The 25,216-nt window shown below is 60.2% G+C and carries 25 protein-coding genes; 17 read left to right on the top strand and 8 right to left on the bottom strand.

Translation table 11 applies throughout. The features are described from left to right. Positions 1 to 125: 125 nt before the first annotated feature. Positions 126 to 1,169, top strand: coding sequence for a tetraacyldisaccharide 4'-kinase (gene lpxK, locus EV130_RS09125; RefSeq protein ID WP_074063064.1), 1,044 nt, complete (start codon positions 126 to 128; stop codon positions 1,167 to 1,169). A 339-nt stretch (positions 1,170 to 1,508) separates the two neighbouring features. Here the strand turns inward: lpxK and EV130_RS09120 are convergent, their stop codons facing one another. Further along, positions 1,509 to 1,739 carry a DUF2093 domain-containing protein gene (locus EV130_RS09120; protein ID WP_132660063.1) on the bottom strand — a complete coding sequence of 77 codons (231 nt, stop codon included), beginning with the start codon at positions 1,737 to 1,739 and terminating at the stop codon, positions 1,509 to 1,511. A 64-nt stretch (positions 1,740 to 1,803) separates the two neighbouring features. After that, positions 1,804 to 3,618: a DNA mismatch repair endonuclease MutL gene (gene mutL, locus EV130_RS09115; protein WP_132660061.1), complete on the bottom strand. Its 1,815-nt coding sequence runs from the start codon at positions 3,616 to 3,618 to the stop codon at positions 1,804 to 1,806. Between the two features lie 184 nt (positions 3,619 to 3,802). Between mutL and EV130_RS09110 the strand changes: the two genes are divergently transcribed. Together EV130_RS09110 and EV130_RS09105 are read left to right on the top strand one after the other, a co-directional pair. After that, on the top strand, positions 3,803 to 5,524 hold the full coding sequence (locus tag EV130_RS09110; RefSeq protein ID WP_074060383.1) for a response regulator: 1,722 nt from the start codon (positions 3,803 to 3,805) through the stop codon (positions 5,522 to 5,524). 114 nt (positions 5,525 to 5,638) lie between these two features. Beyond that, on the top strand, positions 5,639 to 7,003 hold the full coding sequence (locus EV130_RS09105) for a putative bifunctional diguanylate cyclase/phosphodiesterase (RefSeq protein WP_074060384.1): 1,365 nt from the start codon (positions 5,639 to 5,641) through the stop codon (positions 7,001 to 7,003). A gap of 200 nt (positions 7,004 to 7,203) precedes the next feature. Here EV130_RS09105 and EV130_RS09100 read toward each other — a convergent pair whose 3' ends face one another. The 5 genes from EV130_RS09100 to EV130_RS09080 all read right to left on the bottom strand — a co-directional run bounded on the left by EV130_RS09100 (position 7,204) and on the right by EV130_RS09080 (position 11,628). Then, a complete protein-coding gene (locus EV130_RS09100; protein WP_074060385.1) occupies positions 7,204 to 7,803 on the bottom strand; it encodes a PRC-barrel domain-containing protein in 600 nt (199 codons plus the stop codon). Positions 7,804 to 8,381: 578 nt separating this feature from the next. Continuing rightward, positions 8,382 to 9,269, bottom strand: coding sequence for an SMP-30/gluconolactonase/LRE family protein (locus EV130_RS09095; protein WP_132660059.1), 888 nt, complete (start codon positions 9,267 to 9,269; stop codon positions 8,382 to 8,384). Positions 9,270 to 9,273: 4 nt separating this feature from the next. Then, entirely contained in the window at positions 9,274 to 9,906 is a 633-nt protein-coding gene (locus tag EV130_RS09090) for a 2-dehydro-3-deoxy-6-phosphogalactonate aldolase (protein WP_074063065.1), read from the bottom strand. A 13-nt stretch (positions 9,907 to 9,919) separates the two neighbouring features. Beyond that, a complete protein-coding gene (locus EV130_RS09085; protein WP_074060387.1) occupies positions 9,920 to 10,837 on the bottom strand; it encodes a 2-dehydro-3-deoxygalactonokinase in 918 nt (305 codons plus the stop codon). Then, positions 10,837 to 11,628, bottom strand: coding sequence for an SDR family NAD(P)-dependent oxidoreductase (locus EV130_RS09080; protein WP_420493366.1), 792 nt, complete (start codon positions 11,626 to 11,628; stop codon positions 10,837 to 10,839). The genes EV130_RS09085 and EV130_RS09080 overlap by 1 nt, the downstream gene beginning before the upstream one ends. 77 nt (positions 11,629 to 11,705) lie before the next feature. Here EV130_RS09080 and EV130_RS09075 point away from each other — a divergent pair, with 77 nt between their 5' ends. Together EV130_RS09075 and EV130_RS09070 are read left to right on the top strand one after the other, a co-directional pair. After that, positions 11,706 to 12,500 carry an IclR family transcriptional regulator gene (locus EV130_RS09075; protein ID WP_074060388.1) on the top strand — a complete coding sequence of 265 codons (795 nt, stop codon included), beginning with the start codon at positions 11,706 to 11,708 and terminating at the stop codon, positions 12,498 to 12,500. 234 nt (positions 12,501 to 12,734) lie between these two features. Next, entirely contained in the window at positions 12,735 to 13,466 is a 732-nt protein-coding gene (locus EV130_RS09070; protein ID WP_074060389.1) for a helix-turn-helix transcriptional regulator, read from the top strand. A 63-nt stretch (positions 13,467 to 13,529) separates the two neighbouring features. Here the strand turns inward: EV130_RS09070 and EV130_RS09065 are convergent, their stop codons facing one another. Then, positions 13,530 to 14,504, bottom strand: coding sequence for a small ribosomal subunit Rsm22 family protein (locus tag EV130_RS09065; RefSeq protein ID WP_074060390.1), 975 nt, complete (start codon positions 14,502 to 14,504; stop codon positions 13,530 to 13,532). A gap of 501 nt (positions 14,505 to 15,005) precedes the next feature. Here EV130_RS09065 and apbC point away from each other — a divergent pair. From apbC to EV130_RS09000, 12 genes are all read left to right on the top strand, one after another. Then, positions 15,006 to 16,160, top strand: coding sequence for an iron-sulfur cluster carrier protein ApbC (apbC, locus tag EV130_RS09055; RefSeq protein WP_132552002.1), 1,155 nt, complete (start codon positions 15,006 to 15,008; stop codon positions 16,158 to 16,160). Positions 16,161 to 16,568: 408 nt separating this feature from the next. Next, positions 16,569 to 17,546 carry a magnesium transporter CorA family protein gene (locus EV130_RS09045; protein WP_074060393.1) on the top strand — a complete coding sequence of 326 codons (978 nt, stop codon included), beginning with the start codon at positions 16,569 to 16,571 and terminating at the stop codon, positions 17,544 to 17,546. 18 nt (positions 17,547 to 17,564) lie between these two features. Next, positions 17,565 to 19,463, top strand: a complete 1,899-nt coding sequence (locus tag EV130_RS09040) for a potassium transporter Kup (protein WP_074060394.1) — start codon at positions 17,565 to 17,567, stop codon at positions 19,461 to 19,463. Between the two features lie 147 nt (positions 19,464 to 19,610). Beyond that, a complete protein-coding gene (locus tag EV130_RS09035) occupies positions 19,611 to 20,789 on the top strand; it encodes a cell wall hydrolase (RefSeq protein ID WP_074060395.1) in 1,179 nt (392 codons plus the stop codon). 283 nt (positions 20,790 to 21,072) lie between these two features. Then, positions 21,073 to 21,417 (top strand): AtpZ/AtpI family protein, encoded by a 345-nt coding sequence (locus EV130_RS09030; protein ID WP_074060396.1) that lies wholly within the window; start codon positions 21,073 to 21,075, stop codon positions 21,415 to 21,417. A gap of 70 nt (positions 21,418 to 21,487) precedes the next feature. Continuing rightward, complete coding sequence (locus EV130_RS09025; protein WP_074060397.1) at positions 21,488 to 22,240, top strand: F0F1 ATP synthase subunit A; 753 nt, start codon at positions 21,488 to 21,490, stop codon at positions 22,238 to 22,240. 68 nt (positions 22,241 to 22,308) lie between these two features. Beyond that, positions 22,309 to 22,536, top strand: a complete 228-nt coding sequence (locus EV130_RS09020) for a F0F1 ATP synthase subunit C (protein ID WP_027507791.1) — start codon at positions 22,309 to 22,311, stop codon at positions 22,534 to 22,536. Between the two features lie 78 nt (positions 22,537 to 22,614). Beyond that, on the top strand, positions 22,615 to 23,256 hold the full coding sequence (locus EV130_RS09015; protein ID WP_132660053.1) for a F0F1 ATP synthase subunit B: 642 nt from the start codon (positions 22,615 to 22,617) through the stop codon (positions 23,254 to 23,256). Between the two features lie 3 nt (positions 23,257 to 23,259). Continuing rightward, positions 23,260 to 23,745 carry a F0F1 ATP synthase subunit B gene (locus EV130_RS09010; protein ID WP_132660051.1) on the top strand — a complete coding sequence of 162 codons (486 nt, stop codon included), beginning with the start codon at positions 23,260 to 23,262 and terminating at the stop codon, positions 23,743 to 23,745. Between the two features lie 161 nt (positions 23,746 to 23,906). Beyond that, positions 23,907 to 24,215, top strand: coding sequence for a hypothetical protein (locus EV130_RS33260; RefSeq protein WP_245520040.1), 309 nt, complete (start codon positions 23,907 to 23,909; stop codon positions 24,213 to 24,215). 102 nt (positions 24,216 to 24,317) lie between these two features. Next, entirely contained in the window at positions 24,318 to 24,761 is a 444-nt protein-coding gene (locus EV130_RS33250) for a hypothetical protein (RefSeq protein ID WP_074060400.1), read from the top strand. Continuing rightward, positions 24,758 to 25,204 (top strand): DUF4168 domain-containing protein, encoded by a 447-nt coding sequence (locus EV130_RS09000; RefSeq protein ID WP_165918513.1) that lies wholly within the window; start codon positions 24,758 to 24,760, stop codon positions 25,202 to 25,204. Before EV130_RS33250 ends, EV130_RS09000 begins: the two co-directional genes overlap by 4 nt. Positions 25,205 to 25,216 lie beyond the last annotated feature (12 nt).

Genomic DNA, 25,216 nt, shown 5'->3' with positions numbered 1-25,216 from the left:
AGCACGGCAATGAGGACTCTCGGGAGCAAAAGCTTGCTTTTTCTGCAATTTTGCCCTTTCTTTCCCGCCAGTCGAGGGGATGGCCGGTGGCCGGCAAGGCACCGGAGGAGCATAGGGCGGCAGTGATGGTATCCGAAGCGCCGCCGTTTTGGTGGACGAAAGCTGATTGGCGGGCATGGGCGCTCTGGCCGTTTTCCTTCCTGTATGGACGGATCGCTGGCTATCGCATGACGCATGCACGCCGCGCTTCCGTCCTCGTTCCCGTCATCTGCATCGGCAATTTTACCGTAGGCGGCGCCGGCAAGACCCCGACAGCTCTGACGATCGCTCGTGCGGCCAAGGCCAAGGGGTTGAGGCCCGGCTTCCTCAGTCGGGGCTATGGCGGTTCTCTGGACGTCACCGTGGTTGTCGATCCCGCTCATCATCGCGCCGTTGCCGTCGGCGACGAGCCGCTGCTGCTTGCCCGCGAGGCGATGACGGTCGTTTCGCGCCGCCGCGTCGAAGGCGCCGAGCGGCTGGTCAAGGAAGGGGCCGACCTCATCATCATGGACGATGGTTTCCAGAGCGCCCGCCTGGCGATCGACTATGCCCTGCTCGTCATCGACACGACGCGCGGCCTGGGCAATGGGCATACCGTGCCGGGCGGTCCCGTGCGCGCACCGATCTCCGTGCAGATGCGCTATGCCAGCGCACTTTTGAAAGTGGGAAAGGGCAATGCCGCCGATGCAATCGTCCGCATGGCTGCCCGCGCCGCCAAACCGTATTTCACCGCATCGTTGAAGGTTTGCGGCGAAAACGACCTCGCCGGCCGGAAGGTGCTGGCCTTTGCTGGCATTGCCGATCCGGGCAAGTTCTTCCGGACGGTGGAATCACTCGGCGCCGAAATCGCGACCGGCAGGTCTTTCGGTGATCACGAACACCTGAGTGACGATGAGATGGCGGACCTGCTGTCAATTGCCGAGCGCGACGATCTCCTGATCGTCACGACCTCGAAGGATTTCGTGCGGCTTGCCGGCCACCATGGCAAAGCGGAGGAACTCGCCGCCAGATGCCGCGTCATCGAAGTCGAAATGGCGTTCGAAGATCCGCAGGCACCCGGCCTCATCATCGATCGTGCCATTGAGGCCTGCCGAGAGCGGCGACTGAGAAAAAGCCGGAAGCCCGGCTGAGTTTACGGGCGCCTGCCGCGGATCTCGGAAAAACTCACTTTGCAAACCGCGGCCAAAACAGGCGCTGTCCAATTTCAATCGAATATCCCTCGGCATAGATGTCGCAATGAAGCAACGCGACGAAGGAACGAAATTCCGGAAGCCGGAAACGAGGCTATTAACAGCAGATACTCAAACGACGATGGTCGTTTTCTGCGGGCTGGACAGCACTTCGACAAGTGCCTCCTGAAAGACTCAAGATAACCTTCAGGCCTTCGTGACCATTGCGCTGCGGGTAGCGTCTCGCCGCATCAATGATCGGGCGGCCGAGCGAGCGCTCTTTCAATGGCGTTTCCTTGATCAGCGCTTCTGGTTCGGCAGCACGCCGGCCCGCTTGTCGGCTTCGAGCGAAGAAACGACGTCGGCATAGGGTTCCTGGCGGGCAACGCTCCAGTAGCGTAGCTCGTCGAGCGGGATACGCTTGCCGGTCATGGCGCAGATGACGTAGGAACCCGGCGACAGGATCTGGAAATCTGCATCGAGATAGCGGATCTTCGCCTCGCGGTTCCCGTTTCCTTCAAACAAGTTCATCCTGCTCCGTTCCCTGTTGCCTTCGACTGCCAATATCGCGGGGCGGGCGTTATTGCCAGCGTTTTCAGTTGCGTCCGAACAGCCGCTCGATATCCGACAGCTTCAGTTCGATATAGGTCGGCCGCCCGTGATTGCACTGGCCGGAGCCCGGCGTCACTTCCATTTGCCGGAGCAGCGCATTCATTTCCTCCGGCCGGAGCCTGCGGCCGGAGCGCACCGAGCCGTGACAGGCCATGGTCGCGGCGACGTATTCGAGCTTGGCCGAAAGGCCACCGGCTGTGTCCCATTCGGAAATCTCGTCGGCAAGCTGGCGGATGAGGCCCTGCGCATCGACCTCGCCGAGCATGGCCGGCGTTTCGCGCACTGCAATCGCCCCCGGCCCGAAGCGTTCGATTGCAAGCCCAAGCTCTTTGAAGCCTTCGGCATGCGCCATCAGCCGGTCGCAATCCTCTTCCGGCAGGTCGACGATGTCCGGGATCAGCAGCACCTGTGACGGCAGCTGTTTAGATTGCAGCGCCTTTCGCATTGCCTCGAACACCAGCCGCTCATGTGCGGCGTGCTGGTCGACGATGACAAGCCCGTCATCCGTCTGCGCGACGATGTAGTTCTCGTGGATCTGCGCGCGCGCAGCGCCGAGCGGGTAACGGGGCGACGGTTCTTCGCCTGGTCGGGGCTGCTGCCATGCCTGCGCCTGCGGTTCGGCGCGCGCAGCCGGCGTACTCAGTCCGTCGAAGGAGGCCTGCGGCCTTTCGCCAAAACCGCCGTTTGCAGAAAACGGACGCGATGGGGAGCTCCCGGCCGACCATGCGGCTTGCGCTGGCCGCTGGTAGCCCGGCTGGAAACCCGACCTGAAGGAGCGCAGCATACCGTCTGCGCCAGTCGTTGCCGCCCGGCTTCCGTCGCGCGCCAGCGCCTCGCGCACCGCACCGACGATCAACCCGCGCACGAGGCCCGGATCGCGAAAGCGCACGTCCGACTTGGCCGGATGGACGTTGACATCCACGAGCGCCGGATCGAGCGACAGCGACAGGACGGCCACCGGATAGCGCCCGGCCGGGATCGTCTCGGCATAGGCGCCGCGGATCGCCGAAAGGATCAGCTTGTCCTGGACCGGCCGGCCGTTGACGAAGGCATATTGATGGGCCGAGTTGCCGCGGTTGAAGGTCGGTACGCCGGCAAAACCGGTAAGCGCAATACCTTCGCGCTCGGCGTTGAGTTCGATTGCGTTATCGCGGAATTCCCTCCCGAGCACCTGCGCCATGCGCGCCAAATGGTCCTCTCCGGTTGCCGGAAACTCGAGCGTGCTGCGATCGGTGCCGGAAAGGACGAAGCGCACGCCGGGAAAGGCGATCGCCATGCGCTTGACGACTTCCGTGATGGCCGCCGCTTCTGCCTTCTCTGTCTTCAGGAACTTCAATCGCGCAGGTGTTGCGAAAAAGAGATCGCGCACTTCGACGATCGTGCCCGCATTGGAGGCCGAGGGTCTCAGATGCAGGATTTTGCCGCCAGCGACGGCGATCTCGTTGCCGCCCGCACTTTCCTTGCGGCGACTGGAAATACTGAGTTTCGCCACAGAACCGATGGAAGGCAGCGCTTCGCCACGAAAGCCGAGCGTGCGGATGTTGTCGAGCGTCGTGGAGATCTTGGAAGTACAATGCCGCTTCACGGCAAGCTCGAGATCGGCCGCATCCATGCCGGAGCCGTTGTCGCTGACCCGCAGCAAGCCTTTGCCGCCGCCGGACGTGGCGATCTCGATACGGGTCGCGCCGGCATCCAGCGCATTTTCGATGAGCTCCTTCGCCGCGCTCGCCGGGCGTTCGATGACTTCGCCGGCGGCGATCTGGTTGATGAGCGTTTCGGAGAGCTGTCTGATGGCCATGCGCCATTTTCGTGGATTCGCGTGTCCGAGGGAAGGGCGAAAAACGTTGCGCCTGCGAGCCATGTGATTTCCCCGTGAACCTTGCTTCCGCCTACCGTTAAGCCGCCGTTAGGAGAAAGCTGGCATTTTGATCGCACACAACCAGACAGTGCTATGAAATCGGATAGATGTGGGACGTGAAGGAATGAGTGCCGGCTTCGAAAAGGCGGACGCATCATCCGTGAGCGGTGAAATGCCGGCCGAAATCGACCTGCAGGCTGCGCTCTTCGATGCCTTTTCGGACGGTATTTCGGCCGCCCTCATTATCTACGACAAGAACGACCAGATGATTTTCGCGAGCCGCCAGGTGCTCGATTTCTTCCCGATTTCATCCGTGATGCTGAAGCCTGGAACCAGGCTTCGCGATTTTCTCGGCGCCGTCTATGACACAGGCGTGCGTCAGCAATATGTAGCCAGGCAGCCGGGCGTCCCGCTTGGTCGCGAGGACTGGTTGTCCCAGAAGATTGCCTCGCATTGGCGCGAGCGCTTCGAAATCGTGGAGCGCCATGGCAGCGACCGCTGGATCCGCCTGGTCAAGCGTCGTCTGCCGAGCGGCTATTGTGTATCGATTATTTCCAATATTTCCGAGGAAAAGAAGCGTGAGGAGCAGTGGCGCGCCGATCTCGAGCGTGTGCAACTGACCGAGGATATACTCGACAATCTGCCGTTCCCGCTCTTCGTCAAGGATCGCAACCTCACCTATGTCGCCGTCAACATTGCTTTCTGCGAAAAGTACCAGACGACTGTCGAGGAGGTGCTCGGCCGCAAGAGCGGGGATCTCTTTTCCCCCGAAGTCGCCAAGCGCTTCGAGGAGAGCGACCGACATGTACTGGAAACCGGCGAGATGTCCGTCGTGCGGCAGCGGCAGGTCGCCCGCGACGGTTCGGAGCGCGACATCGTCAGCCGCAAGCACCGTATCGGCAAGCCGGGACGCTATTTCATCGTATCCACGATGCAGGATCTGCCACGCGACGGCGCCGATCTCGACGAATTCGACCAGGCAACGTCCGTCACCACATCTAGCAGTCGATCCTATCGCCGCGCCTATGTGCCGCTGAATGGCGATTACGAGCGACGGCCGCCGGCCGCGATGGAAACGATCGTTCCGGAGAATTTCTCCGGCCGCAAGATCCTGGTCGTCACCGGCGACCTCGCTGCCGAAACCGCCGCCCTCCGTACGCTTGCGAAATACGGCTTCGAGGCCTGCTCGGTTCGCGGCGAGGACGAGGAAGAGCGCTTCCTCGAGATCGCAACCTCGTCCGGCATCGCGCTGGATCTTCTGGTCGTCGACAACCAGATGGGCATGCGCTGCCTGGAGCTTGCCGGACAATATGGCATCCCGGCGCTGGTCATGGATGGTTTCCAGCTTGCCAACGAGCTCACTTTCCAGATCGCCCGCCACTTCAACCGCAACAACAGCGCCGCCGCCCAAGGCGAGGCCGACTGGGAAATCAACACATCCTCCGAGGTGGATTTCCTCGAGGTGCTCGTGGCGGAAGACAACGACATCAACCAGATTGTCTTTTCCCAGATACTGGAAGGACTGGGTTACCGCTACCTGATCGCAGCCAGCGGCGACGAAGCTGTGCGACTTTGGGCGGAATACCGGCCGCAAATCGTGCTGATGGACATCTCACTGCCAGGATTGAATGGTTTTGAGGCGGCCCGCATGATCCGTCAGATGGAAGACAACCACGCGCACAAGACGCCGATCGTCGGCGTCCTGACGCAGGCATTCGAACGGGATCGCGCCGAATGTGCGAAGGCCGGAATGGATGACGTCATCATGAAGCCGGTCAGTCCGGACATACTGGAAACGCTGTTCCAGAAGCATCTTGCTGCAGAGCCGCTGCGGGCGCGCGTGTGAGCGCAACTCCTCAAATCTGGGGTATCAACTGAGCCGGACGGGGCCGGTTTACTATCGGTTTGTTAAGACTTGCCCGCCATTCTTCCGGGAGGGAGCGACGAAATCTCAGGTTGAATAATGAAGCCGGCGGACACACCCTTCTTGCCTGTGAGCCAGAATGAGCTTCAGGTCATGGCATACACCGATCCGCTGACCGGGCTCGGCAACCGCCATCGCATGCGCGATAGGGTCAGTCAGATCTCCACGGAACGCGCAAGCGATCCGGCTCCTTTCACCATCGGCATCGCCAATCTCGATTCATTCAAGCCCATCAACGATCTTTTCGGTTCTGCTGCCGGCGACGAAATTCTATGTCAGGTCGCCCACCGCCTGAAGGCATGTATTCCGGATGGCGCGCTGGTGACCCGCCACGACGGCGACGAGTTCGCTTTCGTGCTGCCGCTGATCTTCGAGCGCGCAAGCGCTGAAAAATTCGGCCAGATGATCCGCGAGGTGCTGTCTGCTCCCTATGATCTCGGCGACCGCAACGTGCGCCTTTCCGCCTCCTTCGGCTTTGCCATCTATCCTTTCGCCGGTGCGGAGTTCGATGAGCTCTTGAAAAGCGCTGAAACCGCTCTCTATCGCTCCAAGCGCCGCGGCCGCAGCCAGATCACCGTCTATTCGCGCGAGATCGCGCAGGAGATGAAGCGCGCAACGCAGCTCGAGCAGGCACTTCGAAACGCCATCATCTCGGACGCCATCGACGTACATTTCCAGCCGATCGTGTCACTGTCGAACAATCAGGTGGTCGGCTTCGAAGCGCTGGCGCGCTGGAACGATCCCGACCTCGGCTTTGTTTCGCCGGGCGTCTTCGTGCCGCTTGCCGAAGAGCGCGGCTTCATCGACGCGCTGTCGGAAACCTTGCTTCGAAAGGCTACCGAAGCCGCGCTCTCCTGGCCGCGCGAACTGTTCCTGTCGTTCAACCTGTCCTCCGCCCAGCTCATGGATCCAGGCACGAGCAGCAACGTGCTTTCCATCCTCGGACGCGTGGGCTTCGATCCGCACCGCTTGGAGTTGGAAATCACCGAAACGGCAGTCATGAGTTCCACCGATACCGCCCATCGCATCCTTTCCGATCTGCGCCAGGCAGGCGTGCGCATCTCGCTCGACGATTTCGGCACCGGACAATCGAGTCTCGGTCGCCTTCGCGACTTCATCTTCGACAAGGTCAAGATCGACCGCGCCTTCGTCTCGCGCATCAATTCAGACCGTGCCTCCGAGCATATCATCAAGGCGATCCTGACGATGTGCGACGGTCTCGATCTCGAAGTGGTTGCCGAGGGCATCGAAGATTATTCCGAAGCCGTGAAGCTGCGATCTCTCGGCTGCGGCATGGGGCAGGGCTACCATTTCGGCAAGCCGGCCGATGGCATCGCCACATTGCGTTTCCTCCACGAAAACTACTACGATTCGGCCGCTATCGATCGCGTTTCGGCCTGAGCCGTTCAAAGGCCGCACGAGGCTGTGCTGGCGCTGGCCGCGATGGTGTCGCGTCTGGGCCTGCCCTGATCCCTTTGTTCAGGCACCTGACGCTGGCGCGATGCGGCAATCGCTGCCCTGCGTTTGTCTGATCTTGCCGTAGAAAAAAGGCGGCGCCCGGTTGGGACGCCGCCGCCTAGAACATACGCACCGCGCTGGGATTACTTATTGGTCGAACCCGTAGCTGTCGGGTCTGACGGCATCGTGCCCGAAGGCGCCGGAGCCTTTTCAGCGGCCAGGGCCTGCAGGGTCTTGAATTCCGGAGCGGCCTTCAGAGATTCAGCCGTTTCCGTGGTCGTCAGCTTGAGGCTGCCGTCCTGGGTATTCTGTGTAACGGTGATCTTGTCCATCGGTACTGCAACGTTCTTTTCACCGATACCAATGAAGCCGCCGACACCGATCACAGCAGCAACCAGGCCACCATCCTTCTTCATGATCAGGTCGTTGACCTCACCGATGCTTTCGTTCTGACCGGTATAGACAGACTGGCCAATGTAGGAATTGGCGCTGATCTGGTCCGCACCCTGTTCTGTCAGGTATGCGCCTGAAGCGGCCATGTCGGTCGATGGAGCCGGCGCCGGAGCCTTAGCGTCACCTGCCGGAGCGGTTGCATCAGGCTTTGGTGCGGCCGGATCGGCCGGAGCCGTCTGGGTTGCATCGGGTGTTGCCGGCTGCGGTGCAGTCTGCGAGAATGCCGCCGGCGCGAAAGCCGTGGCAAACAAGGCGCCAGCGGCAACGGTCGTCAGAAGTTTGCGAGTCATTTCGAACCTACCTTTGTGTTCCTCGATTGGTCTTAAGCGCGGCCGCCGGTATTATTCTTTGGCGTCTTTTTCCGTGCCGGTTCACAAGGAAAATGGCTGGACAGGCTTTTGGTTCCGGAAACGGACATGGAAAGTTCGATGATTTTGCCAAAATTTAATCGAAATGCGTGTGATTTTGACTGTTACAACAATTGCGCCGCTCTTCGGATATCGATCAGGAGAGGCTCTCTGTGCGGCGGGCCACATAGCAGCCGATGCCGGTTCTAGACCAGCTAAAATCCCGCTGGGGGCAAGAGCGGTGCGGCAGTCATCGCCGTCGTGAAAGCATCCCTCTTGTCCTTTAGAATTGTGCCAACCTCAGTAAAAAAAGGCCATCGACCAGGCTCTGTCCAATGGCCCCTTTGCATGGCGGATCATCCTATAGCGAAGCTGCCGCACCTGGAGCAATCCGTCGGCGGCCGATCCCGCCAAGATCGGTCGTAGACGAAACCGCCGATCGCAATCGTTTTTCCTGGCGGAATGAAGTATGACTTAAGGCATATCCCACGAGCTTGCCTGAAACGTCTGCGTTTGGTCGTTCACAGCACATAGACTGGGTCGAAAACGCCCTTTACCGTCACACCAAGCTCCAGCAGCGCTCCGGCTTGCGGTTGCGACGAGCGTGCGGTGTCGTCGAGCCCTTCCCAGGCGGTCGTCACCGCCAGCCTGTCCGCATTGACGCCGATAAAGGCTGGGCAGGAGGGTTGTGCGGCAGGAACCTTGTAACGGGCGATGCGCAGGCCGTCCGGGCTGTACCGGTCGACGACGCCTGCACCCCAGCGGGCGTTCCAGATATAGCCATCCGAATCGCAGACGGAACCGTCTACGCCGCCGGGATCATCCATACTGTCGACCATGACGATCGGCTCGCCCGTCGGAAGCCCGCTCTGCGGATCGACCATGACGCGCATGAGACGGCTGATGCGGGTGTCCGTGTAATAGCCGATCGTGCCGTCGGGCGAAAAGCAGATCGAATTGGGAATGCTGATACCGCTGAAGATCTTCGTCACCCTGCCACCGGCGACGTGATAGATCGCGCCTGCCTGGGGTTCTGCCCGTTTGCTCATCGTGCTGATCCAAAGTGAGCCGGATGGGTGCGTGCGGCCGTCGTTCGAGCGGTTTTCCGGGTTGTCGTTTTCCAACGCGGCATAGAAGGTCAGATTGCCGCTGCCAGTATCGCGGACGAAAAGTCCTTCCTCGGTCGCAAGCAGCTGGCGGCTGGCGTCGATGCGTGCAAGCACGCTCGCCATCATCGGAAGCGGATGCACCTTCTTTTCCTCGGTGCTGAGGTTCAGTTCGTGCAGTTCCTTGCCGAGGATATTGAACCACCAGACGGTGTCGGTATCCGGATCGTAGGTCGGGCCTTCGCCAAGTACCGAATTGGTATTGCAAAGCGTCTTGCCCTCGAACTCGTAAATCTCGGTCATCTGCCTACGCTCCTACCGCTGCGTCATAGGCGTAAATGGTGGCCTTGGCGCGCTCGGCAACCTCTGCGGCCGTCATTCCGGGCTTGTAAATGCTGGTGCCGAGGCCGAAGGCAAGGATGCCCGCGTTTGTGTAATCGGCGAAATTTTTGTCGGAGACGCCGCCGACCGCCGCGATCACCAGGTCGGGCGGCAGAATGGCGCGGATGGCGGTGATGCCCGAGGGCCCGAGTACGCTTGCGGGGAAAAACTTCAGGCCGGTTGCCCCGGCGCGGGCCGCAGAAAGCGCCTCTGTCGGCGTGAAGACGCCCGGCATCGAGACCATGCCGTAGCTGCGCGCACGAATGATGACGTCTGGCTCGACATTCGGTGTGACGAGCAGCTTGCCGCCTGCATTGTGAAGGCTGTCGACTGCATCGACCGTCAACACGGTGCCTGCGCCTATCAGGCATTCCGGCGGCGCCATTTTGGAAGCGATCTCGATGGATTTGAAGGGCTCTGGCGAGTTCAGCGGGATTTCGATGGCGCCGAGGCCGTTCTCGATCAGCGCTCCGACGACGCTTTCGGTCTCCTCCGGCTTGATGCCGCGGAGAATGGCGATGAGCGGACGCTTCATGGAGGGAAAGGGAATGCGGTTGATCATGAGTATTTCCTCAATTCGGCCAGATGGCTTCGGCGGCGGCCGAAAGCCCACGGCGCACGGCGATATCGGCATCGATGACGGTATATTTCAGAGATAGGAACTTGAAGGCCGTTTCATAAAGGCCCCGAAGGCGGCCCGAAGCGACGAGCGTGACAGGCGTGTCGTTGGGTGCGTCGGAAAGCGCGCCGGCGATTTCAAGCCCGATCAGCGTGCCGGAAATCCTTGCCTGCGCGCCGGCGGCCGTCAATTTGTGAAGAAGCTGGCCCGAGCGTGCGGTAAAGAGAAGGTTCGACGCCATGGCAGGCTGCCTGAAAGCGGCCGAGACTGCCGCCCTGAAGGCGGAATGGTCTGCTTGAGCCTCTTCGGCGTTCGCAACGGCATGCGAAAGGATGGTATGCTTGCTGACCGCGTCGAAGAGTTCACCAGTCATGAAGGTCGAAAATCCGATCACTTCGCCGTCCTGAACATGAACCCATTTGGAGTGCGTGCCTGGCATGCACACGGCCTGCAATCCTTTGCTGTCCGGGCCAAGGGCGCCAAGCAGCTGTGTTTCCTCTCCGCGCATGACGTCGGGCGATGCCTTGTCGCGCTGGGCAAGGCCGGGGAGGATACGGACATCCCGGCTTTGGCCTGGAACGGAAACCGCGCCGGTGAGGATCGAGGAAATCGACGCGGGAACGTCAACATATCCCGCCTCGACCCAGCCCTGCTTTGCGCCGACCATGCCGCAGGCGATGACCGGAACGTTCTGTGGGACCGAAAGTGCGGCAAGATGCGAGGCCAGGACATCGGCAAAGCCGGTCTTGGCCGCCGTCGTCATTCCTTCGCCGCTGCGGCGTTCGCCGAGAATGCTGCCGTCCTTGCCGATCAGCCAGAGCCTGAAACTGCTCGTACCCCAATCCACCGCGACATAAACGGGATGTGCCATCAGAAAATGCCTCCGTCGACAATCAAGGACTGCGCCGTCACCGCGGCTGCGCAGTCGGATGCGAGAAACAGACAAGGGCCGACGATCGCGTCGGCATGCAGGACCTTCTTCAGGCATTGTCGCTTGATGGTCTGGGCAATGCCTTCTTCGGTTAGCCAGAGCTTCATCTGACGTTCCGTCACGATCATTCCCGGTAAGATGCAGTTGACGCGGATATTGTCGGGACCGAGCTTGCCAGCAAGGCTCTTGGTGAGACCGATTGCGGCTGCCTTGGCCGTGGAATAGGCCGGAAAGTCCGGCATGTTCAGGAGAAATGCGATCGACGACATGTTTATGATCGCGCCGCCGCCTGCCGCACGCATGGAAGGCGCTACTGCCTGGGCGGTAAAGAAGACATGGCGGAGGTTTGTTGCCTGGTTGTTGTCCCAGTATTCTTCGGTCACCGTATCGAAATCATGCCGGTCGTCCCAGGCAGCGTTGTTGACGAGAACGTTGATCGGCCCTGATTGCGCGACCACCGCGTCGACCGTCTGCCGGATCACGCCGACATTGCGAAGATCGGCCTTGAAGAAATGCACCGGATGTTCCGAATCGCGGGAAAGCCGCATGGCAAGTTCAACGCTTTCCGCTTCGGCTATGTCGATAAAGGAAACCTTCGCGCCCTGCCGGGCGAAGCCCTCGACGATCGCGGCACCGATGCCGGACCCGCCGCCTGTCACGAGTACGCAACGATCCCTGAATTCCGGAAACTGCGCGCCTACGCTCCTCACCGTATCCTCCCGATGTTCCATTATTCGGAACTCAATTTGACTATTTGGAATTATCTGATTACGCTGCCATTCGTGTCAAGGCCGACGGTAGGCGATCGATGGCTCCGCGAAAAGTTATATCGAGAGAAAGTGAAACGGGGACATTGGGTAAGGCGATCGCGCTGCTCGATCTCGTGACGCATTGCGAGCGTCCGATGCGCTTTACCGATATTTTAGCGCTTGCAGGCCAGCCGCGCGGCACGCTGCACCGCCAGCTTAGTCATCTTGTCGAGGAAGGGCTTCTGGAACTCGACACAGACGGCCGCTATGCGCCGGGGTTGCGGCTTCTCGACCTGGCGTCGCGAAGCTGGGCGAAGAATGAGTTCCGGCTGATAGCCGAACCGCATCTGAGGCACCTGCAGCAGATGAGCGGCGAGACCGTCCATCTCGGCGTCCTGCGCGAAACCTCCATTATCTACCTCGACAAGATCGAAGGTCAGCAGTCTGTTCGCATGTATTCCCAGATCGGCAATGCCTCGCCCGTCTATTGCACCGGCGTCGGCAAGGTTGCACTTTCGATTCTGCCGGACGATGCGCTGGAGGCGCTGGTGCAAAGACTCTCCTTCCATAGCTTCACGCCGCAGACGCTGGTCTCGGCCGAGGCATTGCTGAGCGAGGTGGCGGCAATCCGCAAAGCCGGCTTCGCCTTCGACCGTGAGGAGCATGAGCCAGGGATCTGCTGCATCGCGGCGCCAATCCGCATGGAGGATGGAAGCTTTACAGGTGGCGTTTCGATTACCGGTCCGGCTTACAGGCTGACGCTTGAGCGTCTGCAAGAATGGGCAGCACCCTTGAAGGAGACAGCGGAATGCATCGCGGATGCGATGCGGGTCCGTCTCGGCCCGCGCCGGTAGCAGCCTATGCGGCCAGGCAATCGACTGGACGCTTCCGCAGAGCAGACTTATGATGCGTTCGATATTGAGATTTGGCTGCGAATCACGACAACTGCGGTAGCTTGTTAAAACGTATAGTCTCTTCGGCCATTGTATTCGGCCAGGTTGTTTTTGATTTCATGCGGGCGTGTGTTGACTTGCAGGCACACATTGATCTGAAACGGCGCCGCCGCTCTTGAGAAGACGAAAAAGTAGATGACAGCACTGTCACGGGCATCCTTCGATGCGGATGGATATATTCAGGAAATCGCAAGCCTGAAGACCCAGTTCGATATCTTCCGCCTCATGAAGCGCCTGACGGAAGCTTGCCGAAGCCGCGCGTTCATGGTCCTCAACCTGCCGCCGGTCACGTCGTTCGAACTGCAAGGCGCGACTGTGATCACCAGTTGGCCGGCCGAGCTGCTGGCGCTTTATGATCAGGAAAACCTGCTGGTGAGCAGTCCCGTCATACGCCGGCTTCGTACGTCATCGGTCCCGTTTTTCGTCGATGTGACCAAGGGCCATAGGAGGGATGACGGCAAGACGGCGATGGCCGTGGCTCTTTTCGAGCGTTTCAAGATGATGCGCTGTGCCTTTTTCCCGACGCACGAGCCATCCGGCATGCGCGGCGCAGTCTCGTTTGCCGGCGATCGCGAGCAATTCGCGCCGGAAGAGATGCGCGATCTTTCCTATATCTCGATCCATGTCTTCGACAGGCTTGCCGAAATCCGCAGTCTCGATACGCGCATGACGGATGCGCTGACGGACCGCGAAGTCGATTGCTTGAACTGGACGGCGGCGGGAAAGACCAGTGCCGAAATTGCCGATATCCTCAACCTGTCGGAACATACCGTCAACCACTACCTGAACCGCGCAACGAAGAAACTCGACACGGTCAACCGGACGCAGGCGGTCGCCAAGGCGCTGCGCATCGGCATCATCAAGTAGAACTGCTGAAAATATTGGCAGTTTGGCTCAAAAGATGGGCACGGCCGCGTCTTTCGTCCGCTGCTATTGTCCGTCGCGTTCCTGCCCATCGCCCCAATTTGCCCGTCGCGCCCATTTGAAGGTGGCGCCGTCGCGTTTGGAGAAGGTGGGCTCGCCTGCCGTCCCGTCGCTTTGGCAGAGCTTCAGCCTGATCACCCCGCCCGAGCCGTGGGGCGGTGCGATGATGCGGGCCTGGGGGACCTCGCCGGCAAAACGGCTTGCGGCGACGAAGATATATTTCTCATCCTCCCACGGCACGTCCGCATCCTTGACCAGGCGGTGCATTTTTGAGCGGGCGACCCGGCGCGAAAAATGACACCAATCTGGCCGTGCGAGAGGACAGTCCGATGCATGCGGGCAGGGCGCGATCAGATGCGCCCCATTTGAGAGCAGTCGGTCACGCGCGGCAAGGATGCGGTTCCAACCTGCCGGCGTTCCAGGTTCGATGACGACGATCGTGTCGAGCGTCAGCGCCCAGAGCTTGTCGATCGACGCATCGATCTGATGCGGCTCTATCTCGTCGAGCACATAGGCGATAGTGACGAGACTGGCGGGCGCGATTTTCGGCAACACCTTGATAAGATTGCCATCGATCCATTCCGTCGGAAGGGCGAGCCGGCCCGACAGATGTCTTCCGACGTTGCGGATCGCGTCGCTTGCTTCCACCATCACGGCGCTTTTGATCTTTGGCCAGCAGTCCGTGGCCGCCCAAAGTGCCGAGCCTGGCCCAGCACCGATATCGACGAAATTCTCAGGGGCGAAATCGGGCCGGGCTTGCGAAATCATTTCGTAGGCGGCGCGGATTGCGGCATATGTGGCGGGCAGCCTGGCGGCGAGATAAGCCTTGGCTGCGAGGCTATCGTTGATGTGGAAACTGCCGTCGCGCAGTTCCTGGCGATAGCGGCTGGAAAGGCGGGCTGCAGCCCGCTTCAGCCCATCGAGCGGCTGGCCCTCCAGCATCTCCTCCACCTGTTCCCGCAAGTCCCTTGGCAATTCCATCGCTGTCGCCCGCATTGATCATCACGCCATACAGCCGGGGGCGCCCCATGCCAAGCCGCATATGAAGCGCCTGCTTGAGCGTCATCTGGCACGGGCCTTGCTTCTTGTTTCGCAGAGGTCCAGAGGGGACTTTGGAAGAGCGCCACTAACAAACGGCGCCATCGGCAACCCGCCGTCGGCCAGCGTTGATGCATCTCTCCTGCATCCGTGGCCGGCGGCGGTTGTTGCCTTTTTGTAACGACCCTTTCGTGATGTCGCTCCAACCCCATGGTCTTGGGTGATTTTTCCTCTGGTCATTTCCGCACATTGTTCTACTTCGGCCTGCATTGCGCCGGGTATCGGGCAGACCGTTGCGGCCATCGGGGCGAAAGCCCGGCGGACCAGATGGCCGCAACGGTTTCGATAGCGCGCGATTTCCGTTGCCCTTGATGCCGATTTCATTTGGCTAAGCCGGAGCCCTCCACTATCTACGTCTCTTCAAAGACTATGCGTGAGGGTGGAATGACGGACGTCACCAAGGAACAAGTTCTCGAAACGCTGAAGACCGTGCGCGGACCCGACCTCGAACATAATATCGTCGAGCTCGGCATGGTTTCCGACGTCTTCATTTCGGACGGCAAGGTCTATTTCTCGATCACCGTTCCGGCCGAGCGCGCCAAGGAGCTTGAACCGCTGCGTCTGGCGGCCGAACGCGTCATCAAGGAACTGCCCGGCGTCAAGGGTGCGCTCGTGGCGCTGACCGCCGACAAGAAAGCGGCCCCTGCCTCCGCACCTGCCGCTAGTCCTGCTGCCCATGCCGGGCACGGCCACGAAGGCCATGCGCACGCGCCACAGCAGCCGCCACGCGCAGGCAAGATCGGCGTTCCCGGCATCAAGTCGATTATCGCGGTTGCCTCCGGCAAGGGCGGCGTCGGCAAGTCGACCACGGCGGTCAATCTCGCGCTCGGCCTGCAGGCCAATGGTCTGCGTGTCGGCATTCTCGACGCCGACATCTACGGTCCCTCCATGCCGCGCCTTTTGAAGATTTCCGGCCGGCCGACGCAGATCGACGGCCGCATCATCAATCCGATGGAGAACTACGGCCTCAAGGTCATGTCGATGGGCTTCCTCGTCGACGAGGAAACTGCGATGATCTGGCGCGGCCCGATGGTGCAATCGGCGCTGCTGCAAATGCTGCGCGAAGTCGCCTGGGGCGAGCTGGACGTGCTTGTCGTCGACATGCCTCCCGGTACCGGCGATGCGCAGCTGACGATGGCCCAGCAGGTGCCGCTGGCCGGCGCCGTCATCGTTTCCACGCCGCAGGACCTGGCATTGATCGATGCCCGCAAGGGGCTCAACATGTTCCGCAAGGTGGAGGTACCGGTTCTCGGCATCGTCGAGAACATGAGCTATTTCATCGCCCCCGATACTGGCACCCGCTACGACATCTTCGGCCATGGCGGCGCGCGCAGGGAGGCCGAGCGCATTGGCGTGAGCTTCCTCGGCGAGGTTCCGCTCACGGTGAGTATCCGTGAAACCTCGGATGCCGGCACGCCGCTCGTCGCGTCCGAACCGAACGGCATCGTTGCGGGCATCTTTCGCGATATTGCTGCGAAGGTCTGGGAACAACTCCACGGCCAGCCGCAGCGCCCCGCGCCGGCGATCATTTTCGAATAGCTGTTCGGTGCGCCGCATATCCCGAATTGTGGGGGAAATGTGGTGATATCGCCCAGTTCACCTAAGATGACTTGATTATTTCACAGCTTTCCGTCATATGGCCCGCCGTCGCCATGATGGCGGCTTCTGCGGATGCTCGATGATGGCCGCCCTTGCTTGAAAAGTTTCGGTCAGCCTGCATGTTCGGAGTTGTCTTGTCGATCGAAGGATTGACTGCGATGCGGTTGAGCAGAATGCATGGCCGGGTTATGACCGGATGCAGCTGGAGTTTCATGAACCTTCTTTCGCCTTCGGCAAGATCGAAGACTATTGGCCTTGGCGGCGCCGTGACGAGCGCCATTCCAATGAAAGGCTCTCGATGACAAGCGCAGGCATTGCAGGACCTGCCGGCGGCTGGAGCAACGACCGGTGATCACTGCCTATTGTTCAAATTGCAAATCGGTCGAAATACGTGACCTGTCGCACGCCGCCGAGTTTCCGGACGATGTGGTATGGATCGACATGCTGGAGCCATCCCGTGAGGAGGAACTCTATGTCGAAAAGATCATTGGCATCGAGGTTCCGACCCGCGACGATTTGAAGGATATCGAGCCGTCCGCACGCCTGTATACCGAGAATGATGCGGTCTACATGACGGCTTCGCTCGTCTGGAAAGCTGAGACAGAGGCGCCGACGCTGACGGATGTCGCCTTCATCCTCGTTGGAAACCGGTTGATCACCATCCGCTACGCTCATCCGAAATCCTTTGCCCTGTTCATCGCCGCCCTCCATCGCGTGCCGGAAGAGTGGCGGAGCGGTGCCGCGCTCCTTGCCAAGCTGCTCGAGACGATCGCCGACAGGACTGCAGAAATTTTAGAACTCTCGGTCGCCCGCATCGACATCCTTTCGACGCACGTTTTCGGCGACCGCGCCAGAAAGGTTCGCAAGCCCTCGAACTATCTCGAAGAAAAGCTTCGCGATATTGCCGGCCACCACCGCCTTGTCAGCAAGGTGCGTGATAGCCTGGCCTCGCTCTCACGTCTGATGACCTTCTTCTACACCATCCCCGCAGTTCAGAAGGACCAGGCGACGAAGGAACTGTCGCGCACCGTCTCGCGAGATATCCAGTCGCTGACGGAGCATGCTTCCTACATCGCCGGAAACATCACCTTCCTCCTCGACGCTTCGCTCGGCCTCATCAACATCGAGCAGAACTCGATCATCAAGATCTTCTCGATCGCATCCGTCGTCTTCTTGCCGCCCACCCTTGTCGCGTCCATTTACGGCATGAATTTCGAATTCATGCCGGAACTGCACTGGGTCGCAGGCTATCCCTCCTCGCTGGGCCTGATGGTGATGTCCGCCATCATTCCGTTTTTCTTTTTCCGATGGAAAGGCTGGCTCTAAGGAGCCTGTTGTCACTTCATGTCCGACGAAAGCCATTCACACGATCGCCACATGACGCCGCGCAAGCTCTTCTATCTTACGCTCGGCTCCGTCGGCGTCGTCTATGGAGATATCGGTACCAGCCCGCTTTATGCGTTCCGCGAAGCGCTGAAGCCGGTCGCGCACGATGGCATCACCCGTTTCGAGATCATCAGCCTCATCTCGCTGATGCTCTGGGCACTGACGATCATCGTCACCGTCAAGTACGTCCTGCTGCTGCTGCGCGCCGATAACGAAGGCGAAGGCGGCACACTCTCCCTGCTTGCCCTGTTGATGAAGACGGCGAACGGGCACTCCGCATTGCTGCTTACACTCGGCATGGCAGGTGCGGCTCTGTTTCTGGGCGACGCGATGATCACGCCGGCGCTGTCAGTTCTGTCTGCCGTGGAAGGCGTTAAGCTGATGGCCCCGAGCCTGTCGGCCTACATCGTGCCGATTTCGGCGGGCATTCTTGTCATGCTGTTCGTTTTCCAGTCGCACGGCACCGGCGCCATGGCCCGTTTTTTCGGACCGATCACCGCGCTCTGGTTCATCGTCATGGCCATTGCCGGCATTTCGCATATCTCCGACGACTACGGCATCCTGGCAGCCTTCAATCCGTATTATGCCGTCAGTTTCCTGTTCGAAGAGGGATTCTTCGGTATCGTTGTTCTGGGTGCGGTCTTCCTGACGGTCACCGGCGCCGAAGCGCTTTACGCCGACCTTGGGCATTTTGGCCGCCGCCCGATCCAATGGGCCTGGTTCGCGCTGGTCTATCCTGCGCTCGCGCTGAACTATCTCGGCCAGGGCGCACTCGTGCTCGGCAATCCGGAGGCGATGTCCGACCCCTTCTATCTCATGTTCCCCAAGTGGGCGCTGCCTTTCGCCGTCATTCTTGCGATGGCTGCAACGATCATCGCCAGCCAGGCTGTCATCACCGGCGCCTTTTCGCTCGTACGCCAGGGGATCAACCTCGGCTTCCTGCCGCGCATGGAGATCCTGTTCACATCGGAGACCAATACCGGGCAGATTTTCCTGCCCACCGTCAATACCGTGCTCTTCCTGGGCGTCATGTTCCTGGTCATCACCTTCCAGACGTCCGAGGCTCTTGCAACGGCTTACGGTATCTCGGTCACCGGCGCGATGGTCGTCACCACAATCATGGCCTTCGAATTCGTGCGCACGCGCTGGAACTGGTCGATTCCGACGGCAACGGTCGTTCTGTTGCCGCTGCTCTTGCTGGAACTGATCTTCCTCGGTGCCAACCTGCTCAAGATCCACGACGGCGGCTATATCCCGATCCTGATCGCCACCGCCTTCATCGTGGTCATGTGGACCTGGCGCCGCGGCACGGCGCTCCTCATGGAAAAGACCCGCCATACGGACATCCCGCTGCCTTCCTTTGTCAGTTCGATCGAGCGCAAGAGCGATCACTCGCCTGCACAAGTGCCGGGCACAGCGATTTTCCTCACCAGCGATCCGGAATCGGCGCCTGCAGCCCTGCTCCACAATCTGAAGCACAACCATGTCCTGCATGACCGCAACGTCATTTTGACGATCCGCACGGTCAACAAGCCGCGCGTTGCAAACTCAGAACGCTACAAGGTCGAGCAGGTTTCCGAGCGCTTCTCGCGTGTCGAACTGCTCTTCGGCTTCATGGAAACGCAGAACGTCTCCCAGGCGCTCGCGGCACTCAGAAAGACCGGGTTGAAGTTCGACATCATGACGACTTCCTTCTATCTCGGCCGGCGCAAGCTGGTGCCGGACGCGAAATCTGGAATGCCTTACTGGCAGGATCGACTCTATATCGCGCTCGCCAACGCAGCAGCGAACCCTTCCGACTACTTCCGCCTTCCGGCCAACCGCGTAGTCGAACTCGGCTCGCACGTCATCATCTGACACGCTTCCCAACCATTCTCCTTTCCGCCGGGGAGGAGACGCAAAACCGCGCGCGGATGAATTCTGGGACACTTCATTAACCAAGCATCAAGGTTAATGGGCGATTTTCGTCTGACTGTTGAAGCGTCCCGTGTCCGGAGTCAGGCGTTGCGTCGATATCGCGTTGTCCGCAGCAAGCTGCGTTCCCTTCCTCACCGCTGGATTTCACCCGCCATCTTCGGCATCTGCGGGTGGCTCGCATTCCCCACCATCGCATCGCATGCCGATCTCGCCGCCATGCTCGCCGGGCTTGATCAAAGCCGCGACAACTGGCGCATGGTCATGACGAATTCTCCGGCTGGCTCCATTCATCAGGCCGAACTCGCGTTCGCGGATCCGATCGTGACGGGAACGATTGCGGCCGGCGCGGGCATGGTTCTTGCGGATGGCCGCAAGCTTGCCTTTGTCGCGAAGGCCAAGGGTCACGAGGAGACGCCCGACGAAGAACGCGTCAACCGGGCAACCAAGAAGGGCCGCATCGTTGCCGTCGAGAAGATGCAGCCGCCGAAGGATTTCTCCGCCGGCTCCATTCTCCAGCGCACGCAACTGCTTTTCCAGCCGAGCTTCGACATCAAGGACAAATCCGCCTTCGCAAAACCGAAGATCATGGGCAAGGAGATCGAGATCGCCACCAATTTCTACAGGAAGCAGCCGGTCATGCCGGAGCCCGGCGTCCCGGCAATGCTTGCAGGCCTTGTCACAAGCAACAAGGCCGATGTGCTGGCGACCGCCTATGCGCCGCCGGCCCCGGACTATGCCCGGCAATCGCCCTTCGATTCGATCCTCGGCGATCGGGCTGATGACGGCCGCTTCGTGCCGCAGATCGGCGCGGGCGATCACCCATGGGCGGCGAGCATCCTGCCTGCCAGCGTTTTTTCGGCGCGCGAGCAGCAGTGCCTTGCATCCGGCATCTATTTCGAAGCTCGCGGCGAATCGGTAAAGGGGCAGGCCGCAGTCGCTCAGGTCATTCTCAACCGCGTCAGGAACCCGGCCTATCCGAAAACCATCTGCGGCGTCGTCTACCAGAACGAAGACTGGCGCAACCGCTGCCAGTTTTCCTTTGCCTGCGACAACATCCGCGATCGCGTCAACTCCGAAAATCACTGGCACGTTGCCCGCGACGTCGCCATGGCAGTCACGGCCGGCAAGATCTGGCTTCCGCAAGTCGGCTCCGCTACGCATTATCATGCCGTCTATGTCCGGCCGAAATGGGCAAGGACCATGGAAAAGGTCGGCCGTATCGGCCTGCACGTCTTCTATCGCACCTATGGCGGCGGCTGGAGCTGAGGAAAAGGCGATCCGGCAGCGGATTTCCCCGCCGATGATCGGCTTCGAAAGCGGATTCTTTCGCTCGAATTTTGAAGGCGGTTTGAAACCCGGATCAAGCTATTGATTCGGAACGCTAATTTTATGGCTGGACATAAGCTTCCTACGCCTTGACTATGGTTTCCCCTAAAACTATGTTGCGCGCGACTTCAGAACGGGCCGAAAGGTTTTTCAGACCTTGTGTCCGTTGTCCTGAAAACCGGGGTAGCGGGGATCGCGGACAGCGGAAGACGAGGAGGAAGCCATGGCGGATGACCGCGAGGAAAGTCTAGAAAAGCGCCGTGCGCAGCTGGGAGCCAAGCTCAAAGCCAAGCGCATAGATGCGGGAGAGGACGAGGCGAACGAAGCCCGCGCCGAGGTAAGCCGCAAAGGTTATGCTGAGGCGATGAAGCTTTCGAGCGAGTTCATTTCCGCCATCATCGTCGGTGCCCTTCTTGGCTATCTTTTGGACCGTTTTGTCGGCACGGCGCCTTGGGGGTTGATTGTTCTTCTGCTTCTCGGATTCTGTGCCGGTGTTTTGAACGTTCTTCGTGCTGCAGGCAAGGTTGCAAAACCAGAGCCTGGAGAGGCCGAAAACGGCAAGAAATAGGGCAGGGTGCCAGGCGCTTTGTCCAGTGTGATGATCCCGCAGTCGCGGGCCAAAGAAGAGAGAACAAGCGGTGTCTAACGATCCGACCCATCAGTTCCTGATCCAGAAGATTGTGCCGATCGAAATCGGCGGGATTGATTTCTCGTTTACCAACGCTTCTCTCTTCATGGCGGCATCTGCTGCCGTTGCTGCAGGCTTCCTTTATTTCTCGACGTCGAATCGCGCGATTGTTCCTGGCCGCTCGCAGTCGGTCGCGGAAATGTCTTACGAATTCATCGCAGGAATGCTGAAGGAAGGCGCAGGAACCAAGGGGATGAAGTTCTTCCCGCTGGTCTTTTCGCTCTTCATGTTCGTACTGACGGCAAACCTGCTTGGCATGTTCCCGTATTTCTTCACGGTGACGAGCCAGATCATCGTCACCTTCGCCTTGGCGCTGCTCGTCATCGGCACGGTTCTCGTCTACGGCTTCTATAAGCACGGCTTCCATTTCCTGAATGTCTTCGTGCCCTCGGGCGTGCCGGGCATTCTTCTGCCGCTGGTGGTGACGATCGAAATCATCTCCTTCCTGTCCCGCCCCATTTCACTTTCCGTTCGTCTTTTCGCCAACATGCTCGCCGGTCACATCACGCTGAAGGTGTTCGCAGGCTTCGTCGCCTCGCTTGGAGCCCTCGGTGCACTCGGTGTCGGCGGTGCCGTTCTTCCCCTCATCATGACGGTCGCCCTGACCGGTCTCGAGTTCCTCGTCGCCTTCCTCCAGGCTTACGTCTTTGCGGTGCTGACATGCATGTACCTCAACGACGCAGTTCATCCGGGTGGCCACTAAGGATACCGACATTGACGTCAACGGGCGTCAGTCAATTCGCCGCAACAACCATTTCAAAGGAGTTCAACATGGAAGCGGAAGCAGCAAAGTTCATCGGTGCAGGTCTGGCTTGCTTTGGTATGGCCGGTACGGCTCTCGGCCTCGGCAACATCTTCGGCAACTACCTCGCCGGCGCGCTGCGCAACCCGTCTGCTGCCGACAGCCAGTTCGGCCGTCTGGTCTTCGGCTTCGCCGTTACGGAAGCTCTGGGCATCTTCTCGCTGCTCGTCGCTCTCCTTCTGCTTTTCGCCGTCTAATATCGGTGAATTGAAGGATCACGGCCTGCGACCAGCAAGCCGTGATCCTTTGTATTTGCAGTACACCTGGAGGTGAGCATGTTTTTTGTGACCCCGGCCTATGCTCAAGAAGCTCCGGCGGGAACGGCAGAACCGGGTGCAGCGCCCGCCACGGACCCGCATGCCGCCCCGGCGCCGGGCGAGGTCCATACCGAGACCGGCGTTCCCGGTGGCGAGCATGGCGGCGGTGTTTTCCCGCCTTTCGATTCGTCGACTTACGCATCCCAGCTACTTTGGCTGGCGATCACCTTCGCCATTTTCTTCTTGCTCATGCAAAAGGTCATTACGCCGCGCATCGGCGGTATCCTCGAGCAGCGCCATAAGCGCATCTCGCAGGATCTCGACGAGGCAAGCCGTCTGAAGGCGGAAGCCGATGCCGACGTTGCAGCCTATGAAGCTGAACTCGCTGCGGCCCGCGCCAAGTCGAACTCGATCGGCTCTGCCGCGCGCGACGCCGCCAAGGCCAGGGCTGAAGAGGAGCGCCGCGCCGTCGAAGCCAGCCTCTCGGAGAAGCTGAAAGCTGCCGAGGGCCGCATCGCCGACATCAAGGCGAAGGCATTTGCAGACGTCGGAACGATCGCCGAGGAGACGGCCTCTGCCGTCATCGAACAGCTGATCGGCGGCACGGCCGCCAAGACAGACGTTGCCGCTGCTGTCGCAGCCGCCAAGAAGGAGGCTTGATCGATGGTACTTGATGCAACTTTCTTCGCCCTTGTCGGCCTCGTCCTGTTCCTGGCCCTCGTCGTCTATCTGAAGGTTCCGGGGATGATGGCAAAGTCGCTCGACGACCGCGCCGATCAGATCCGCAACGAGCTGGCCGAAGCCAAGCGCCTGCGCGAAGAGGCTCAGCATCTGCTGGCCGAATACCAGCGCAAGCGCAAGGAAGCGGAAGCGGAGGCTGCGCATATCGTCGCTGCCGCCGAGCGGGAAGCCGAGATGCTGACTGCCGACGCGAAGAAGAAGACGGAAGAGTTCGTCGCCAACCGCACGGCCCTTTCGGAACAGAAGATCAAGCAGGCGGAAGCAGATGCGATGAAAGCCGTCCGCTCGGCTGCCGTCGATCTGGCGATCGCCGCGGCTGAAACGGTTCTCGCCAAGAGGGCCGACGGCAAGATACAGGCCGACCTCTTCAAGGGCGCCGTCGGCGAAGTGAAGACGCGCTTGAACTGACCGTTCCTTTCATGCGGATCTGGAAAGGCCCCGGCAACGGGGCTTTTTCTATTGGCGGCAATGCGACTTGCCGGGAGTCCTGGTGTTGAAGGATAGCAGGTTCCGGACCGATCTTGCGTGACGGGCTTTTATGGCGCGCCACGCGCCCGCGGAGTGCGGATGTGCATTCTCTTCTTGGGCACCTCGTGGGGTGCGGCTTTGCTTCAGCACCACGATCGGCAGGCTATGATGTGTATTTCGAGCGTGTGACATTTATCGAGGGCGATTGCGGCGACCTCGATAATGTCCAAACGCACTACGACACGGTACTGACTTCTGCGGCGCGATTGCTGCGCATCTGCCACGATTGCTCGGCATCCTTTCCGAAGTCCGCTGAAGGCGCCTGGCAGCTCAACCCGAGACCGCCGCTTGAAGCCTTCATGGCGATTTTGCGCCGTACAACGTCGTCACCTGCAACGGCAAGGCGATAGGCATCATCGATTTCGAACCGGCTCATCCCGGCCGAGACTGGGATATTGCCTATGCTGTCTATCGATGGGCGCCGCTGTCGAGACATATCGCGGGAGGCAGCATTGTCGCGACAGGAAGATCAAATCGTCCGGGCGAGGGACTTCCTCGACGCTTACGGCGTGTCGGCCGATCAACGCGCCGCTTTTCCCGATCTTGTCCTCGAGCGCTTGAAGGCGCTCGTCGCCTTCATGGAGAAGGAAGCGGCGCAGGGATCGGAAAGGTACCTCAAGGATATCGACGAGGGACATCATCGGCTTTTTGCCGCTGACATCGGCTACATCCGTGTTCATCGGCGCCGAATCGCGGCCGGGGTCATGGCCACTTGGTCAACCGGTTGCAAGCCGAAAGGTCGATCCTGCCACAAAGCCGCCGCCCGATGGTCGGCAGATCGCCTTCCTATTGCCGCAGCGAAATCGTCTGAGAGTCACATTGTCGCCGGATCGTTCCTCAACCCTAGCCGACGGCCAAGGCAGTATGTCGCCGTCCACGCCATCACAGAGGAATGAATATGATCACTCGTTACACCCCTGTTGCATCGTTGACCGCTGCAGCTCTCAGCTTGATGTTTCTCACCAACGCTGCCTCTGCTCAGCAGTCAGCTCCAGCGCAGCAACCGGTTCAAGGGCAACCAGAAAGCAAAGGCGCGGCCGCAACCGTCAGCGATCAGAAAATCGAGGCCTTTGCGGTCGCCTATCTCCAGGTTGACCAGCTCAGGCAGGAATACTCGGCCAAGATCGGAGCAACAAAGGACACGGCAGCGAAGCAACAGCTGCAGACCGAAGCCAGTAAGCAAATGGTTCAGGCCGTGGAAGCCTCTCCAGGAATCTCGCTCGATGAGTATAACTCAATCCTGACCGCCGCGCAGAACGATCCGGCGCTCGTCAAGAGAGTTCAGGAAAAGCTCCAGGAATCTGCCCCCGCCCAGCGCCCGCCCGCCACTGAGCAGTAAGCTGTGCGCCGG

It is taken from the genome of Rhizobium azibense, assembly GCF_004342325.1.
In the GTDB taxonomy this organism is placed as follows: domain Bacteria; phylum Pseudomonadota; class Alphaproteobacteria; order Rhizobiales; family Rhizobiaceae; genus Rhizobium; species Rhizobium etli_B.
This window is presented reverse-complemented; position numbering and strand designations above follow the sequence as displayed.

What these genes read in the sequence shown, in the direction of transcription:
- lpxK (WP_074063064.1), top strand. Translation starts at nt 126, where the DNA reads ATGGTATCCGAAGCGCCGCCGTTTTGGTGGACGAAAGCTGATTGGCGG.
- EV130_RS09120 (WP_132660063.1), bottom strand. Translation starts at nt 1,739, where the DNA reads ATGAACTTGTTTGAAGGAAACGGGAACCGCGAGGCGAAGATCCGCTAT.
- mutL (WP_132660061.1), bottom strand. Translation starts at nt 3,618, where the DNA reads ATGGCCATCAGACAGCTCTCCGAAACGCTCATCAACCAGATCGCCGCC.
- EV130_RS09110 (WP_074060383.1), top strand. Translation starts at nt 3,803, where the DNA reads ATGAGTGCCGGCTTCGAAAAGGCGGACGCATCATCCGTGAGCGGTGAA.
- EV130_RS09100 (WP_074060385.1), bottom strand. Translation starts at nt 7,803, where the DNA reads ATGACTCGCAAACTTCTGACGACCGTTGCCGCTGGCGCCTTGTTTGCC.
- EV130_RS09095 (WP_132660059.1), bottom strand. Translation starts at nt 9,269, where the DNA reads ATGACCGAGATTTACGAGTTCGAGGGCAAGACGCTTTGCAATACCAAT.
- EV130_RS09085 (WP_074060387.1), bottom strand. Translation starts at nt 10,837, where the DNA reads ATGGCACATCCCGTTTATGTCGCGGTGGATTGGGGTACGAGCAGTTTC.
- EV130_RS09080 (WP_420493366.1), bottom strand. Translation starts at nt 11,628, where the DNA reads ATGGAACATCGGGAGGATACGGTGAGGAGCGTAGGCGCGCAGTTTCCG.
- EV130_RS09075 (WP_074060388.1), top strand. Translation starts at nt 11,706, where the DNA reads ATGGCTCCGCGAAAAGTTATATCGAGAGAAAGTGAAACGGGGACATTG.
- EV130_RS09070 (WP_074060389.1), top strand. Translation starts at nt 12,735, where the DNA reads ATGACAGCACTGTCACGGGCATCCTTCGATGCGGATGGATATATTCAG.
- EV130_RS09065 (WP_074060390.1), bottom strand. Translation starts at nt 14,504, where the DNA reads ATGGAATTGCCAAGGGACTTGCGGGAACAGGTGGAGGAGATGCTGGAG.
- apbC (WP_132552002.1), top strand. Translation starts at nt 15,006, where the DNA reads ATGACGGACGTCACCAAGGAACAAGTTCTCGAAACGCTGAAGACCGTG.
- EV130_RS09040 (WP_074060394.1), top strand. Translation starts at nt 17,565, where the DNA reads ATGTCCGACGAAAGCCATTCACACGATCGCCACATGACGCCGCGCAAG.
- EV130_RS09030 (WP_074060396.1), top strand. Translation starts at nt 21,073, where the DNA reads ATGGCGGATGACCGCGAGGAAAGTCTAGAAAAGCGCCGTGCGCAGCTG.
- EV130_RS09020 (WP_027507791.1), top strand. Translation starts at nt 22,309, where the DNA reads ATGGAAGCGGAAGCAGCAAAGTTCATCGGTGCAGGTCTGGCTTGCTTT.
- EV130_RS09015 (WP_132660053.1), top strand. Translation starts at nt 22,615, where the DNA reads ATGTTTTTTGTGACCCCGGCCTATGCTCAAGAAGCTCCGGCGGGAACG.
- EV130_RS09010 (WP_132660051.1), top strand. Translation starts at nt 23,260, where the DNA reads ATGGTACTTGATGCAACTTTCTTCGCCCTTGTCGGCCTCGTCCTGTTC.
- EV130_RS09000 (WP_165918513.1), top strand. Translation starts at nt 24,758, where the DNA reads ATGAATATGATCACTCGTTACACCCCTGTTGCATCGTTGACCGCTGCA.